The sequence below is a fragment of the Robertmurraya sp. FSL W8-0741 genome, from assembly GCF_038004005.1.
GTDB lineage: Bacteria > Bacillota > Bacilli > Bacillales > Cytobacillaceae > Robertmurraya > Robertmurraya siralis.
This window is the reverse complement of the sequence record NZ_JBBOQG010000001.1, coordinates 3,497,845-3,513,926: the sequence shown is the minus strand read 5'-3', so window position 1 is coordinate 3,513,926 and position 16,082 is coordinate 3,497,845. Positions and strand designations below refer to the sequence as shown.

The window sequence follows — 16,082 nt, the reverse complement described above, 5'->3', positions numbered from 1 at the left end:
TTTAAAAAATTATTCAGCTTGAAATGTGTAAATAATGAAAAAGTGGAGAGGCAGAAAGCTTATAGGCCGTATAGAAAAAGGGTTTTAAGGATAGTTCCATTTCAAATGCTTAAGCAATCACAAGTCTCTTATTCAATCATGATCGTCTGCACAGGAAAATGGCGATTGAAAATTATTAGGTAAAAAAATAAAACTGCACTCTATATGTTAGGCTAACATTTGGAATGCAGTTTATGAATATCGGTATATTTAAATTGTCATTCTCATGATGTAGCATAGCTTATCGTTAAAACAATTCTCCGGCATTCTTAAATACGATATTTCGTGATAATAGTATATTTTTAGTTGAATGTTCTCTAACTATTGCTTTCATTTTCTGTGTATAACCGATACAATCAAGTACAATCGTCTGGATGGAAGATTGTTCGAGATATTTTGTTGCGCGAATAAGTGATTGTTCGTCGAATTGGTAGGGAGAGCTGGCGACCGTTATTGTTTTGAAGCCTGCAGTATGCCATTTTTTCTGAATAGAGTCAGCTTGTTCAGGTAAAGGAATGATGACACCTATTTGCTCTTTCTTTCTAAAAATACCTTGAGTTGCATGGTTTAATAAATAATCTGGATAGATGATTGGAATTTTCGAGTCAAAAGGAGGAAACTCACCTGTGCATGCGACAATAATCAATTGGATTTGATTCTGATTAAAATCATCAATGATTCGTTGAATAATCGGAATTACTTTCTCTTTTGCCATTGTGGCTGATGTTCCATCTTTAAGTCTTGACACAAGTGTTGTTTGACCGGATTCTGGTTTTATTTTTTGTAATTTTTCCTGATTAAAATCATCGAGAACCCCCCGTTGAATAAATTCAACATTTGTTGGAAAGAATCTTTCTATCTCAGGTAATAGATCAGTTCGTGGAGCTTGGCCAATGGTAATCACACCGATTTGTTTTTTCACATTTATTCCTCTCCTTTAATTAAAGAGAAGCAGGAGTCACTCCTGCTTCTCTCTGTTGTTATTCTTCTATCGAAATGTTGACCCCGTTTGGACTGACAACAGAAATTGTTCCATCTGGAGAAAGGTTGAATCCTTTTACCTTTGGGTTGATGCCTGTTGCAATATCTAAGTAGTCGAATTCAATAGTAGCGTAATCATTTAAGATTTCTGTGACTGCCTCTTGATATAACTTAGCCCGTTCTTCTTGGTCCACTGTCTCAGATACCGCTCTGTCTAGTAATTGATCAACTTTTTCATTAGTGTAAGCTTTTCCATTTCCGTTGCTTCCTACTTGGTCAGAGTGAAAGCGTGGGTTAAGGAAGAAATATGGGTCAGGATACCAAGACCATCCACCGATGTTCATTGGCGCGTTATTTTTAGAGATTGTTTCTGTTAATGTTCCCCATTCAGAGACCTTGATATTAACATCAATATTTAGATTTTTTTTCATTTGATTTTGGAAGATCGTAGCATAGTTTTGGCGCGTTTCTAATACGTAAAGATCAATTTCAAATCCACCAGCATATTCAGTTTCATCTAAGATTTTTTTCGCTTCCTCAGGGTTATACTCTGGTCGCAATGATTCGAAAGATTGATCATAGCCCCAAGAGCTTTTTGGGAGTGGACCGTATGCTGGAGTCCCACCGCCCCATTGGTGAACACCTTGAACAATTTCGTCGATGTTAGTAGCTTTTGAAATAGCTTCCCTGACTTTCGGATTTGCTGTAGGACCTTGTTTGTAGTTCATGTCAAGATACGTAATAGAAAGACCTGGAGTTGAAAGCAATTCTAGATTTTCATCACGTTCAATGACTTCTCGATTTTGCCCTTTAATATCTGTAGCAATATCTATATCACCGGAACGTAAAGCATTCGTCATCATGGACTGATCAGAAATAAATTTATAAGTTACCCCATCTAAATTAGGCTCTTCACCCCAGTAGTTTTCATGCTTTACTAAATCTACTTGTTGATCTGTTTTCCACTCTTTAAGCATAAAGGGCCCCGTCCCGACTAAGTGTGCCCCAAATTGATCGCCCCAACCTTCGACCTCTTCTTTTGGAATGATGATATTTCCTTGGTCAGTTAGCATAGCCAGTAAAGCTGAATTAGGAGCCACTAAGTGGATTACTACTTCAAACTCACTCACAACTTCGACACCTGCGACACCAGATAGACGATTTTGTGCTGATTTATTAGCGGAGCGTTCTAAGCTGTATTTCACATCTTCTGCCGTCATTAGTCTACCATCTTGATATTCACCTGGTTGGAAATGTACATCATCTCTCAATTTAAATGTGTAGGACATCATATCATCAGCTGCTTCCCATTCAGTTGCTAATGACGGTACGAAGCTCTGTAAATCTTTATCATAGACAATTAATGTATCCGCAATTGAACGCATGATTTGAGATTCATATACGCCAGTGTATAGGGTCGGATCTAAAGTGGCTGCATTAGATGATAGGCCGATATTTAAAACACCGCCGCTATTACTTGAACTTTCATTTTCAGTACCTTTATTTTCCGTTGAATTTTCTCCAGAAGAACATGCTGCTAATACCATCGTGATGATCATAGACAATAGTGCTAATCTCCATATTTTCTTTTTCACTAGTTTTCCCCCTTTTTAATTGATTCACATAGTGATACAAAAGTTCAAATAATGAATATATAAATAATTTACACAAAATTTTTAATAATGTAAATATAAATTGTTTGGTATAGTCAAAAAATTTTTAATTTTACTTTACGAACAAAAAAAAGGATGATAACATTCTATTAATTCACATAATAAAACAATAGTTCAGATAATGAATCAAGGAGGGGATATTTTGAAAGGTTTTCTCTATAAAAGAATACTGCAACTAATACCGACTTTATTAATCGTAGCGATTATCGTTTTTTTTATAACTAGAATGTTACCAGGTGATCCAGCTGCCGTTATGCTTGGGCCACAGGCAAGTGCGGAGGATATAGCGGCGTATTCGGAAAAGCTGGGGTTAAATGAACCACTTCACAAACAGTTTTTTGATTATTTAATAAACTTAGCGACGTTCGATTTTGGAAATTCACTTACGTATAACCGGCCAATTATGGATTTAATTATTGAACGTTTTCCTAACACTATTATTCTTGCAGTCAGTGCTTTATTGCTAGCGGTAATGATTGGTGTGCCAGCAGGGATTATTGCAGCAAGAAAACAAAACACCATTATCGATTACTCTGTTACAACTCTCTCTTTAATTGGGGTTTCGATGCCGATATTTTGGTTAGGTGTCATGTTAGTTCTCTATTTTAGTGTTAATTTAGGATGGTTTCCTGCAACAGGAATGGGATCTCTTGAGGAAGGGTTCGGGAGCTTTATCCGCCATCTAATCTTGCCTAGTGTGGCATTGGCGACTATCCCTACTGCTGAGTTTGCGAGAATTATACGTTCAAGTATGCTGGAAACCATTTCACAGGATTATATAAAAACAGCACGTTCAAAAGGATTAAAAGAATTCAAAGTGATTAATAAACATGCTTTTAAAAATGCGTTGACCCCTTTATTAACAGTTATCGGATTGCAATTTTCTGGCTTATTAGGTGGGGCTGTATTAACTGAAACAATTTTTAGTTGGCCAGGAATGGGGTTATTGATCGTAGATGCGATAGAAAAGCGAGATTTTGTCGTCGTTCAGAGCACAGTTATTTTCATCGCCGTTATATACGTAGTGATTAACTTAATCGTTGATATCCTCTATAAAGTTGTGAATCCAAAAGTTAATCTTGACTCCAATAGTGGAGGTGGAAAGTAAGAATGAACAATGTTCAAGGAATCGAAGAAGCGAGAGACATTCAATATAGAAAATCAAAAAAAGAACAATCCTTTATTCGTAAATTGCTGCGAAATCGTTTTGCTGCACTCGGATTATTTGTGATCTTACTTTTAACGGCGACAGCAATTTTTGCCCCGTATTTCGCAACTCATGATCCGTATGAGATGGATGTCACAAAAACATTATTAGGACCAGGAGAGGACGGCCACATTTTAGGAACAGACAGCTACGGACGCGATACTTTTAGTCGGATTGTATTTGGTGCCCGAATATCGCTATTAGTTGGAGTTGCTGCTGTATTATTTGGAGCTGTCCTTGGATCATTACTAGGGTTAATTTCGGGTTATTTCGGAGGAAGAACAGACGCTATTATCATGCGAATTATTGATGGAATGATGGCTTTTCCGTTTATCTTATTAGCTATCGTCTTAATGACTGTTTTAGGACAAGGGTTAGTGAATGTCATCATTGCGATCGGAATATCGAATATTCCTGGTTTTGCTAGGGTTGTTAGAGGTCAAGTCTTAACTGTTAAAGAATCAGAATTTATAGAAGTAACTCGCTCCTTAGGAGCTAAGCACGGAAGAATTTTATTTAAACATGTCGTTCCCAATAGTGTTGCTCCTTTAATCGTTTATGCAACGATGAGTGTTGCGGGAGCGATCATATCAGAGGCATCATTGAGTTTCTTAGGATTGGGAGTACAGCCACCAACTGCATCTTGGGGTAGCATGCTTCAAGAAGGTAAGAACTTTCTCGTGCTAAGTCCAGAACTAGCAACTTTTTCTGGGTTAGTCATTTTGATTACAGTACTAGGTATTAATCTATTTGGGGATGGATTGAGGGACGCTCTTGATCCAAAAATGAAGTTATAGGATGGGGGTGGCAAAAGTATGTCAGAACCAATTTTAAGTGTAAAAGATTTACAAATCGAATTTAAATCTGGATCCATTGTTACGAAAGCGGTAAATGGGGTTACTTTCTCACTAAATGAGAATGAAAGTTTAGGCATTGTTGGAGAGTCTGGTTCTGGTAAAAGTGTGACAGCGACTTCCATCCTGCGTCTTATACCGAATCCTCCAGGGAAAATAACAGGTGGAGAGATTATTTTTAAAGGTAAAAACTTATTGACATTATCAAATCGGGAAATAAGAGAGATTCGCGGAAATGAAATATCAATGATCTTTCAAGACCCTTCAACTAGTTTAAATCCAGTATTTACGGTTGGGAATCAAATTATTGAATCGATTCGAACACATAAGGCTGTTTCGAAAAAAGAAGCAAGAGAATTAGCGATTAAAATGTTAGAGTTGGTCGGTATACCAGCTCCGGAAAAAAGGATTGATATGTATCCGCACGAATTTTCTGGGGGAATGCGTCAACGAGTGATGATTGCCATCGCTTTATCATGTGATCCAAAGCTTTTAATAGCTGATGAGCCAACGACTGCATTAGATGTAACCGTACAAGCTCAAATACTGAATCTAATGAAGGAATTACAAGCAAAGTTAAACATGTCGATCATTATGATTACACATGATCTAGGGGTAGTATGGGAAACATGTGACAAAATCATCGTCATGTATGCAGGGAGAGTAGTAGAATCGGGGACGGTAGCGGAGCTATATAAGAACTCGTTGCATCCGTATACATGGGGGTTATTAGACTCACAAATTACTGAATCTCAAAATAATTTGAAACCACTGGCTACAATCCCTGGTAGTCCGCCTGACTTGAGCTTCGAAGTCAAAGGATGTCCATTTGTAGAGCGTTGTCCGTACGCTCAAACTGTATGTTTTGAGAAGACCCCTCAGTTAATGGAACCAACGAAGGGACATGCGGTTGCTTGTCATTTTCAAACATCGGATCAGAAGCTGGAACGAAAGGAGGATGCATATTTTGATGGAAGCACTACTTGAAGTTAAGGATTTGAAAAAGCATTTTCCAGTATCAAATCATATTCCGTTTAAAAAATCAACGCAAAGTGTTAAAGCAGTTGATGGCGTTAATTTTAAAGTTTATCCGGGCGAGACTTTAGGAATCGTCGGTGAATCAGGCTGTGGTAAATCTACGATGGCGCGTCTTGTTAATCAATTGATCAAGCCAACTAGTGGCGAGGTTAATTTCAAAAAGAAAAACCTGATTGAAATGGATGCACGAACATTAAGAGCGACACGAAAGAAAATTCAAATGATCTTTCAAGATCCTTATGCTTCCCTTGATCCCCGCTTGAAAATTGGTGAACTAATCGCAGAGCCTCTTGTCATTCACAATGTAGGGAACAAAGAAAGCAGGAGAGAACGAGTAGAAGAATTGCTTGAAACGGTAGGTCTAAACAAAAGATATGCGGCACGATATCCTCATGAATTTTCTGGGGGGCAAAGACAGCGTATCAATATAGCTAGAGCATTAGCTCTGCATCCCGAGTTAGTCATATGTGATGAGCCTGTTTCGGCATTAGATGTTTCTGTCCAAGCACAGGTTATTAATCTATTAAAAAAATTGCAAAAAGAATTTAATTTAACATATATATTTATTTCGCATGATTTAAATGTCGTACGTTATATGTGTGATCGAATTGCCGTGATGTATTTAGGAAAAATTGTAGAAATTGGAACATATGAAGAAATTTATTCAAATCCCCGACATCCATATACAAAGGCTTTATTTTCAGCAATTCCTAAAGAAAATCCTTTTGAAGAAAAAGAGCGTATCATCTTAAAAGGGCAGGTTCCAAGTCCGCTCAATCCGCCTTCTGGCTGCAGCTTCCACGAACGTTGCCCATTCGCGGTAGATATTTGTAAAACAACAGTACCAAAAGTGGTGACACCAGAAAATACACATCAAGTATCATGTCATTTAATTAACTAATTTTGGAGGTATAAAGATGTCATTAAAATATGTAATGGAAATGTACGAAATAATGGATGATCAAACGGTAACAGGAGAAAAAGTGAAAGAGTATTTGTCTAGCATTAGTAAAAACGGGCAAATCGCAATTCACACGATTGAAGGAAAAGAGGGCTCAACTGATTTCATTAAAGTAGTGGTTCCGGGGAAAAATGGAAAATCAAAAGGTGGAAGTGCGCCAACCCTTGGAATAATTGGACGATTAGGAGGAATTGGAGCACGTCCAGAAATGATAGGCTATGTATCAGATGGTGATGGTGCACTAACGAGTATGTCATCTGCTGCGAAACTTTTGGACATGTCAAATAAAGGTGATCAATTAGAGGGTGATGTCATATTAACAACACATATTTGTCCAAATGCACCAACGAGACCGCATGATCCTGTTCCATTCATGGATTCCCCTGTAGATATTTTAACAATGAATGAATATGAAGTGACAGAGGAAATGGATGCCATTCTTTCTGTTGATACGACAAAAGGAAATCAAATTATTAATCATCGAGGTTTTGCAATTACTCCGACTGTAAAAGAAGGCTATATTCTTAAAGTAAGCGATGACCTCCTTCATATTTATTCACAATCAGTTGGAAAATTACCTGTTACAATGCCGATTACCACACAAGACATTACACCTTATGGGAATGGTGTTTATCATATTAACAGTATCCTTCAGCCAGCCGTTGCAACGGACAAACCTGTAGTGGGTGTTGCAATAACGGCTGAAACTGCTGTTGCAGGATGTGGTACCGGTGCAAGTCGCGTCACGGATGTGGAAGAAGCGGTTCGCTATTGTATCGAGGTAGCCAAAATGTTTGGTCAATCAAAATGTAATTTCTACGACGAACAGGAGTTCAATCATTTAGAAAAGTTATATGGGAAGATGACACATTTACAATCATTAGGAAATTAAAAATAATTTCATTATCTCGCATTTAATCTTAATTTAGTAAATGCTCAGATAAAAGCTTAAATGTAATGCGGGTGTACAATCTTAAAAATCAATTCAAGTAGGAGGCTAATGATAGAATGACCGGAAAACAAGAACTAAAAAACTATTTAATTCAAGAAATAGAAAACCATAAAGATGAATTAATCGACTTATGTAGTCAACTAATTAAAATTCCTAGTGAAAATCCACCAGGAGATTCAACAGAGATTACTACTTTTATTGATCAATATTTGAAAAATGTGGGAGCAGAAACCGCTTGGCATGAGGCAACAGATAAAATGTACAATCTTGTTTCAACGATTGGCGAAAATAAAGGTGGAAAACACTTAATTTATTGTGGTCATTCTGATGTCGTTCCGACAGGTGATCACACAAAATGGGATTTCAATCCCAATTCTGGTGAAGTTGTAGATGGATGGTTGCTTGGACGTGGAGCTAGTGATATGAAGGCTGGTTTGGGAGGGATCATTTTTACATTTGCGCTCTTAAAAAAGTTAAATATCAACCTCCCGGGTCAATTGACCTTAGCCATTGTCCCTGATGAAGAGACAGGTGGAGAATTTGGTGTTCCTTGGTTATTAGAACGCAAGATTATTCAAGGAGATGGCTGTTTAATAGCGGAGCCTTCCTCTCGCTATAATCCTACACTTGGTCAAAAGGGTTCGTACTGGTTTAAGCTTAAAGTATATGGAGAACCAGGGCATGGTAGTCTATCTCCGCTGGCTGGAAATAACGCCATTATTAATATGATTAATGCGATTAATGAAATCCGAAAATTATGGGAATTACATATTGACATACCTGAAGAGGTTATGCCATTAATAGAGAGATCGAAGAGATATATGCGAGAAGTTGAGAAGGATCGTGAACCTTTCCAAGCCGTATTGGATCATGTCACTGTAAATATTGGGAAAATTCAAGGTGGGACAAAGTCGAATATGATTCCTGAGAGCTGTGAAGTAGAAGTTGATTGCAGGCTTCCGTTCGGTATTACTCAGGAGGAGGTAACAGCATTTTTACACGAAAAGCTCAATTCATTAGGAATTGAATATGAATTGACTCGTTTTGGCTTCCGCAGTAATGCCAACTATACAAGCGACGAAGAACCTATATGTAAAGCCATTGTCGATAATATTACCCACGTGACAGGACATGAGGCCTATGGTGTCATGCAATGGGCCAGCAGTGATGCTCGCCATTTTAGAAATCATCATATTCCGGTACTTCAATATGGACCTGCTTATTTGCCAAGTATTCACGGTTATAATGAGAAAGTGAAGGTAGAAGATATTGTAAGATGTTGTAAGGTTTATATTGCTGCAGTCATTGACTACCTTTACGAACAAGAAACAATGTAAAATACTACTATGGTGCATATTGGCATATTTCTAATATGCACCATTTATTATTTTTAGGAGGCAATTCTTTAGATGTTGAAAACATTGAGCCTATCATTAGAGGTATTGAAAATGTTTACAAAAGAAAAACCAACTTGGGGGGGAAGAGAATTAGCAGCTGCACTAAACGAAAATCATACGAAAACCTATCGAATTTTAGAGACTTTCGAAAAGCACAAATTTTTAATCAAAAATAAAGAAACAAAGAAGTATTCGCTTGGGTTTGCTGTATGGGAACTTGCGAATACAGTAACAGAGCTTTTCAACATAAACGAACTAATACATCCCATTTTAGAAGATTTAAGTGAAAGCACGAATGAATCAACATTTTTAATGATAAAAGATGGAGATGAGGCAGTAACATTTGACGCAGTAGAGGCGAGAACAACAGTGAGATTTTCCGTTTCAATCGGAAGTCGCTCTCCCTTATATGCTGGCGCTTCATATCGCTCCATATTAGCACATTTGCCGTCAGAATATATTGAGCAGTATTTAGAACGGGAACTGATTAAATACACGGATAAAACAATGGTAGACCCAAAGGTAATTAAGGAAGATTTGGAGTTAATTCGTAAAAACGGATATGCTGTAAGCAAAGGTGAATATACGGAAGATGTGATTGCTGTTGCGATGCCGCTATTCTATAAAAATACGATATTTGGCTCGATTACTGTGTCAGGCCCAAAATACCGCATAAACGATGAACAGATCGAAATGTTTATTACAAGATTACAAGAAGCAAAAAATGAAGTTGAAAAAGTGGTAGAAAAGCATGGAGCAAACTTTGGTTTATTTTAAAAGAGAACAGATCAGTAGTTTTTATTATGACCTTGCTCTCTTTGTAAAGAAAGGAGAAAGTAAATATGAGTTTAATAGAGAATGCCAAATCTGTTTTGCTACAAAATTTAACAGTTAAAACAAATGAATCCGTTCTCATTATTACGGATGATGACAAAGAGGCAATTGCCAACTTATTCTATCAAGCTGGTAAAGGGGTTTCAAAAGAAGCTGTTCTAGTCAAAATGCCAACGCGAAATAAATCTGGTGAAGAACCTCCACAGATGATAAGTTCTTTAATGAAATGTGCTGACGTGATATTATGCGTGACTGAACATTCGTTGACACATACAAACGCTAGAAAGAATGCATCCGAATCTGGCGCGAGAATAGCGACGATGCCTGGAATTACGTTAGATATGCTGGAAAATGGTGCAATTACTGCTGATTATCATGAGGTTGAAGCACTTACGGAAATGTATGCTCAACGATTAGATCAAGGTGAAGAGGTCAGAATTGAGAAGGATGGACATGTGCTGACTTTCTCTATTAAAGGAAGGAAAGGAATTAGAAGTACAGGAGTTTTTAAGGAAAAAGGGGAGTCAGGGAATGTGCCGTCAGGGGAAAGTTATATTGCACCGATTGAAGACTCTGCGAATGGCAGCTTACTGATTGATGGTTCGATCAGTAACATTGGTGTTCTTGATGAACCGATTATGTTAAAGATTGAACAAGGCCGATTGGTTCAGGCCACAGGTGAAATGGGGCAAAGATTACTGCATTTATTAGGTGATGGAGCTGGTAGAACGATCGCGGAATTTGGAATCGGTACCAATAAAAAAGCGAGGTTAACAGGAAACGTTTTAGAAGATGAAAAAGTATTTGGAACAGTACATATTGCATTTGGAAGCAATAAATCCTTTGGTGGTAGAACTGAAGCTGGTGTACATATCGACTGCGTCATGAAAGAGCCGATTGTATGGATTGATGCGGAGAAAATATTATCTTCCGCTTTAGGATAGCAAGTTATCTGTTTTTAAAGTGAGGTTTTATTTGCCTTGGTGATTGTTCAGATGGATCGCTCTTATTTTGCTGTCCATAAAAAGAGCAAGCATGAATTGATTCATGTAATATAGAGCGAATTTGCAGCTTGAAAAAAGAAGAGTGGTCGAACCACTCTTCCGAATGTTATTTGTCTGAAGCTAATTTGGAATAAAGCTTGAGGTTAATAAATTGCCCTTTCGACTTCTCTGCTTCTCTTAATGTTCCTTCATAAATAAATCCAAGTCTTTCAATTAGTTTTATGGAATTTCTGTTTTCAGGTTCAATTTTGGCTTCGACTCTATTTATGTTTAAATCGTTGAAGGCATAATGAATGAGAGAAGTGATGGCTTCCGCAGCGTAACCTTTCCCCCAATATTTCCTCCTCAGATCATAGCCAATTTCCGCTTTAGCATTGTCATAGTCGATAGCATTGAAGCCGCAAGTGCCTATTATTTCTTCTGAATCTGCTTCAATGATTGAATAGCGAATCGCTTCATTATTTTGCGAGAGTGTTTCAAATAATTGAATCATTTCTTCAACTTGTTTCATGCTTGTAAAGCGATCAATATTCATATATTTCGTTACTTCAGGATCAGACCAAATTTCAAAAAGTTGAGCTTTGTCTAAAAAATTCATTTTTCTTAAAAATAAGCGTGGTGATTTAATTTCTGTAATCAATATTTTACCTCCAGAATGTTTTTTTGGCGATGAATATTGATATCTGCGCATAGTTCAGTCCCTTCGATAGTTGTGCTTCCAGTATAACATACGATGCTTGATAAATTGTCTGTTAAAAAGTTTCAACCATTTCAAATTTCAATGTAAAAATCGACTTTTCAGTCATGATTAATTGGAGTTTGCAGAAAAGAGACTATTGGGAAGATGGAATTGAAATTAGTGCTATGCAAAAAGGTGATACCTAAATGCAATGGCGGGGGCTACCGCATTTGGACATCCAGTCGAAGCAAGACCTTGCCTCTTTAATTTTGGGAAAATTTTTATAAGAGTTCATTGTATAATGATGTTGCCGAAGGAGAAAAGCATATTTATAACGATTATTGTTTTTAAGAAAGGAGTTTGAGCATGTTAATAAAGCCGAAAAAATTACAGCCGGGTGATTGTGTGGCAACAGTAAGTCCTTCTTGGGGAGGAGCGGGTGAGCCACTACTTAAATGGCGTTATGAACAAGGTGTAAAAAGGCTAGAAGACATTTTTGGATTGAAAGTTATTCCAATGCCAAATAGTTTAAAGGGAGAGGACTATCTTTACGAGAGTCCACAAGCACGTGCGGAGGATTTGATGACTGCATTTACCGATAAACGGATAAAAGCAATTATTGCAAATATAGGCGGAGAAGATAGTATTCGATTACTTCCTTATATAGACTTTGACGTTATACATAAGAACCCGAAAATACTGATGGGATACTCTGATACGACCATTGCGCATTTGTTTTGTCATAAAGCTGGTGTATCTTCTTTTTACGGTCCAGCGATTTTAACTGATTTTGCCGAAAACGTGGAAATGGATCCATATACAATTGAAATGGTACAAAGAACGCTCTTTTCAAATGAACGGATTGGTGAAATTAAACCAGCAAAAGAATGGACGAGTGAGAGATTAGAGTGGATTGAAGAAAATAAGGAGCTTCGACGAACGATGCGGAAGAACAGTGGTTATGAAGTACTTCAAGGGACGGGTATCGTTCAAGGGTATTTAATTGGTGGTTGTATTGAAGTTTTAGAGTTTGTAAAAGGAACGGAGCTTTGGCCAGAAAATAAATATTGGGAAAATAGCATCCTATTTTTTGAAACTTCAGAAGAAAAACCAGAACCAAACCTTATAAAATATTGGTTGCGAAATTATGCTGTACAAGGCATTCTCAACAAAGTAAATGGAATTATTTTCGGTAAACCCCAGGACGAGGCTTTTTACGATGAGTATAAAGTGGAAATACGAAAAGTGATGAAAGAATTTAATTTACAAAACTTGCCAATTCTTTATAACTTAAATTTTGGTCATACTGAACCAAAATTCATCTTGCCATATGGCGCAATGGCAGAAATTAATTGTGACGAAAAGACTTTTTCGATCCTTGATAGTGCTGTGGAATAATTTAGAAAGTTGTATGCTCCATCTCTTTTCGGTCGAATAGCTGTTCAATTTGGATAGCCAGAAGTTTTCACCTTTTTGGTAGAATGTCTATATTATTCGGACATTCAAGAGGAAAGTGCATTATGTTCTGTCCGAATAGCGATTCAATTCGGACATTCAAGAGGAAAGTGAATCACGTTCTGTCCGAATAGCGATTCAATTCGGACATTCAGTAGGAAAGTGAATCACGTTCTGTCCGAATAGCGATTCAATTCGGACATTCAAGAGGAAAGTGCATTACGTTCTGTCCGAATAGCAGTTCAATTCGGACATTCAAGAGGAAAGTGAATCACGATCTGTCCGAATAGCAGTTCAATTCGGACATTCAAGAGGAAAGTGAATCACGATCTGTCCGAATAGCGATTCAATTCGGACATTCAAGAGGAAAGTGCATTATGTTCTGTCCGAATAGCGATTCAATTCGGACATTCAAGAGGAAAGTGTATTACGTTCTTTCCGAATAGCGATTCAATTCGGACATTCAAGAGGAAAGTGAATCACGTTCTGTCCGAATAGCGATTCAATTCGGACATTCAAGAGGAAAGTGCATTACGTTCTGTCCGAATAGCAGTTCAATTCGGACATTCAAGAGGAAAGTGAATCACGATCTGTCCGAATAGCAGTTCAATTCGGACATTCAAGAGGAAAGTGAATCACGATCTGTCCGAATAGCGATTCAATTCGGACATTCAAGAGGAAAGTGAATCACGATCTGTCCGAATAGCAGTTCAATTTGGACATTCAGTAGGAAAGTGAATCACGATCTGTCCGAATAGCAGTTCAATTCGGACACATAGTAGGAAAATCCATCTCATTCTTTCCGAATAGCGATTCAATTCGGAAAGCCAAAAAAAGTCCTCTCCAAAACGTCGCAAAAGTAAGCATCACATCCACTTATGAGACTGGAGGAAGACTTTTAATCGAGCACTTATTATTTGTCTAGTATCCACTATGAATAATTTACATCATTTTTTAGAAAGAGGTGTTTGAATGTTCCTTTTTAGTTGCAGTATGATTGGTAATCCATTTATCAACCTCTATTCCTTTCATCGGCTTGCTGTAAAAATAGCCCTGCATGACGTGGCATCCCAGTTGTGTTAGTGATTCAACGTGCTCTTGTTTCTCTACACCTTCAGCAATCACTTCAAGACCGAGATTTTCCGCCATCAAAACGATTGCATTGATAATGGCGCGTTTACTAGGTTTATCTAAGTCATGTGTAAATAATCGATCTAGTTTTAGCGTATCGATGGGGATTAGATCTAGGAGACCGATAGATGAATAACCAGTTCCAAAATCGTCCATTGAGACTTTTACACCTAAGGAACGAATATTATGGAGCTGGAAGATTACATCGTTCACGTCGTGAAGCACCATAGATTCAGTGATTTCTAATTCAAGTAAATGTGGTTCCAATTTTGCCTTTTCTAGTATTGTGTGAACCCATTCGCTTAAGCTATCCAACTGAAAGAGCCGTATGGAAAGATTGACAGAAACAGGATATATAATCCCTTTCGTTTGCCATTCTTTGCATTGAATGCATGCTTCCTCTAAAACCCAACGAGTAATCGACACGATGTATCCTGTTTCTTCTGCAACCGGAATAAATTCACTTGGAGAGATCGTTCCCAGTTTTGGGTGTTCCCAACGCAACAGTGCTTCAAAACCATATAAACGATTTTCTTTTACATTCCATTTTGGTTGATAGACGAGATAAAATTGTTTATTTTCAAGAGCGAGGCGAATATCTTTTTCTAATTCCATTTTTCGTACTTCTTTTATTCCCATTTCATCAGTATAGACACAATAACGGTTTTTTCCTAATCGTTTAGCTCTATACATCGCTGTATCGGCTTTTTTCAGGAGAACAGAACTATGTGAGTTCTCGATAGAACCTACACTGATCCCAATACTACTTGTAATATACAATTCATTTCCTTCAATGTGATAGACTTTTTTTATAACTTGTAAAATATTTTTAGCCAGTTGTTCTGCACGTTCTTGTTCGCAATTTTCCACAATAAATAAAAACTCATCACCGCCGATTCGAAAAACATGCTGATCTTTCTTAACGAAGTGGCGTAAGCGAACAGCAACTTCCTTTACTAGTAAATCACCTATATCGTGGCCCAACGTGTCGTTAATTGCTTTAAACTGATCTAAATCAATGAACAAAACCCCGATATTTTGAAAACCGACATTTTTTTCAAAAAAACGATTCATTTGATGACGATTGGGTAACTCTGTTAGTGTATCCTGATAGGCCATTTTCTCCAATACGTTGCGGTCAAAGAACATCGCGCCCCAAGAAACCAAGAGAATAATGATGATCGTAATCGTTACTCCATAAAGTAAAATAGGTTCGATTGTCTGGCTATGATGTGTCATCTCACTATGAGTGTAGAATTTAGCTGCTTTCATACCTGTATAATGCATGCCACAGATGGCAATGCCCATTATAATTGCAGATAACCATTTGATCCAACTGGAAGAGGACTGGTTCCGGAAACGAATAAACAAAAATAGTGCTGCATAAGAAGCGATAAGGGCAATAACAATAGAAGCAGCAACTAAGACGGGATCGTATGAAAGCTCATAGGGCATTATCATTGCTTTCATTCCTATGTAATGCATCGCTACAATTCCAGAACCCATGAAGAGGCCGCCTAATGCAATTTTAAACATATTAATATTTTTAGGCATAGTAATGTATAGGGCAATAAATGAAGAAACAGTGCTTGCTACTAAAGAAAATAAAGTAAGCCAAACATCATACTTCATACTCGTATGGAGGTGAAATGACAGCATTCCGATAAAATGCATCGACCATATCCCACTTCCCATCACTACGGAGCCTGATAATAACCAAAAATATTTTTGTTTTCTGCTTGAATTCGAAATCTTTGATGTGATATTTAAGGTGGAATAAGATGCTAAGATCGCAATCAAAACTGAAAGCGCAACAATATAGTAATTATAACTGCCTTCCACGTTCACTATAGTCAACTCCAAAATATAGAATTTCT

Annotated in this window: 13 protein-coding genes; 9 read left to right on the top strand and 4 right to left on the bottom strand. The window is 37.5% G+C overall.

The features are described 5' to 3' along the window. Positions 1-286 precede the first annotated feature (286 nt). Positions 287-961 carry an AroM family protein gene (locus NST02_RS16985; protein ID WP_170211179.1) on the bottom strand — a complete coding sequence of 225 codons (675 nt, stop codon included), beginning with the start codon at positions 959-961 and terminating at the stop codon, positions 287-289. A gap of 58 nt (positions 962-1,019) precedes the next feature. Then, complete coding sequence (locus NST02_RS16980) at positions 1,020-2,615, bottom strand: ABC transporter substrate-binding protein (RefSeq protein ID WP_373315158.1); 1,596 nt, start codon at positions 2,613-2,615, stop codon at positions 1,020-1,022. 220 nt (positions 2,616-2,835) lie between these two features. Here NST02_RS16980 and NST02_RS16975 point away from each other — a divergent pair, with 220 nt between their 5' ends. The 8 genes from NST02_RS16975 to NST02_RS16940 all read left to right on the top strand — a co-directional run bounded on the left by NST02_RS16975 (position 2,836) and on the right by NST02_RS16940 (position 10,880). Next, on the top strand, positions 2,836-3,801 hold the full coding sequence (locus NST02_RS16975) for an ABC transporter permease (protein ID WP_137742719.1): 966 nt from the start codon (positions 2,836-2,838) through the stop codon (positions 3,799-3,801). 2 nt (positions 3,802-3,803) lie between these two features. Beyond that, positions 3,804-4,697 (top strand): ABC transporter permease, encoded by an 894-nt coding sequence (locus tag NST02_RS16970; protein ID WP_137742720.1) that lies wholly within the window; start codon positions 3,804-3,806, stop codon positions 4,695-4,697. Positions 4,698-4,715: 18 nt separating this feature from the next. Next, positions 4,716-5,741 carry an ABC transporter ATP-binding protein gene (locus NST02_RS16965; RefSeq protein WP_137742721.1) on the top strand — a complete coding sequence of 342 codons (1,026 nt, stop codon included), beginning with the start codon at positions 4,716-4,718 and terminating at the stop codon, positions 5,739-5,741. Beyond that, complete coding sequence (locus NST02_RS16960; protein WP_137742877.1) at positions 5,725-6,693, top strand: ABC transporter ATP-binding protein; 969 nt, start codon at positions 5,725-5,727, stop codon at positions 6,691-6,693. The genes NST02_RS16965 and NST02_RS16960 overlap by 17 nt, the downstream gene beginning before the upstream one ends. A gap of 16 nt (positions 6,694-6,709) precedes the next feature. Continuing rightward, positions 6,710-7,645, top strand: coding sequence for a DUF1177 domain-containing protein (locus tag NST02_RS16955; RefSeq protein WP_095311149.1), 936 nt, complete (start codon positions 6,710-6,712; stop codon positions 7,643-7,645). A gap of 116 nt (positions 7,646-7,761) precedes the next feature. Continuing rightward, on the top strand, positions 7,762-9,042 hold the full coding sequence (locus tag NST02_RS16950) for a M20 family metallopeptidase (protein ID WP_340949310.1): 1,281 nt from the start codon (positions 7,762-7,764) through the stop codon (positions 9,040-9,042). A 72-nt stretch (positions 9,043-9,114) separates the two neighbouring features. After that, the gene (locus tag NST02_RS16945) at positions 9,115-9,879 is read left to right on the top strand and encodes an IclR family transcriptional regulator (RefSeq protein ID WP_095311144.1); all 765 of its coding nucleotides are present in this window, start codon (positions 9,115-9,117) and stop codon (positions 9,877-9,879) included. 65 nt (positions 9,880-9,944) lie between these two features. Continuing rightward, a complete protein-coding gene (locus NST02_RS16940) occupies positions 9,945-10,880 on the top strand; it encodes an aminopeptidase (RefSeq protein WP_340949309.1) in 936 nt (311 codons plus the stop codon). A gap of 166 nt (positions 10,881-11,046) precedes the next feature. On the opposite strand, the gene NST02_RS16935 is transcribed toward NST02_RS16940, so the two are convergent. Beyond that, positions 11,047-11,580 (bottom strand): GNAT family N-acetyltransferase, encoded by a 534-nt coding sequence (locus NST02_RS16935; protein ID WP_137742724.1) that lies wholly within the window; start codon positions 11,578-11,580, stop codon positions 11,047-11,049. 405 nt (positions 11,581-11,985) lie between these two features. On the opposite strand from NST02_RS16935, the gene NST02_RS16930 reads away from it, so the two are divergent. Further along, on the top strand, positions 11,986-13,017 hold the full coding sequence (locus NST02_RS16930; RefSeq protein WP_340949308.1) for a S66 family peptidase: 1,032 nt from the start codon (positions 11,986-11,988) through the stop codon (positions 13,015-13,017). A gap of 1,011 nt (positions 13,018-14,028) precedes the next feature. Here NST02_RS16930 and NST02_RS16925 read toward each other — a convergent pair. Next, complete coding sequence (locus tag NST02_RS16925) at positions 14,029-16,047, bottom strand: bifunctional diguanylate cyclase/phosphodiesterase (protein WP_137742878.1); 2,019 nt, start codon at positions 16,045-16,047, stop codon at positions 14,029-14,031. Positions 16,048-16,082 lie beyond the last annotated feature (35 nt).

Coding starts and splice junctions, on each gene's coding strand:
- NST02_RS16970 (WP_137742720.1), top strand. CDS start 3,804: ATGAACAATGTTCAAGGAATCGAAGAAGCGAGAGACATTCAATATAGA.
- NST02_RS16965 (WP_137742721.1), top strand. CDS start 4,716: ATGTCAGAACCAATTTTAAGTGTAAAAGATTTACAAATCGAATTTAAA.
- NST02_RS16960 (WP_137742877.1), top strand. CDS start 5,725: ATGGAAGCACTACTTGAAGTTAAGGATTTGAAAAAGCATTTTCCAGTA.
- NST02_RS16955 (WP_095311149.1), top strand. CDS start 6,710: ATGTCATTAAAATATGTAATGGAAATGTACGAAATAATGGATGATCAA.
- NST02_RS16950 (WP_340949310.1), top strand. CDS start 7,762: ATGACCGGAAAACAAGAACTAAAAAACTATTTAATTCAAGAAATAGAA.
- NST02_RS16945 (WP_095311144.1), top strand. CDS start 9,115: ATGTTGAAAACATTGAGCCTATCATTAGAGGTATTGAAAATGTTTACA.
- NST02_RS16940 (WP_340949309.1), top strand. CDS start 9,945: ATGAGTTTAATAGAGAATGCCAAATCTGTTTTGCTACAAAATTTAACA.
- NST02_RS16930 (WP_340949308.1), top strand. CDS start 11,986: ATGTTAATAAAGCCGAAAAAATTACAGCCGGGTGATTGTGTGGCAACA.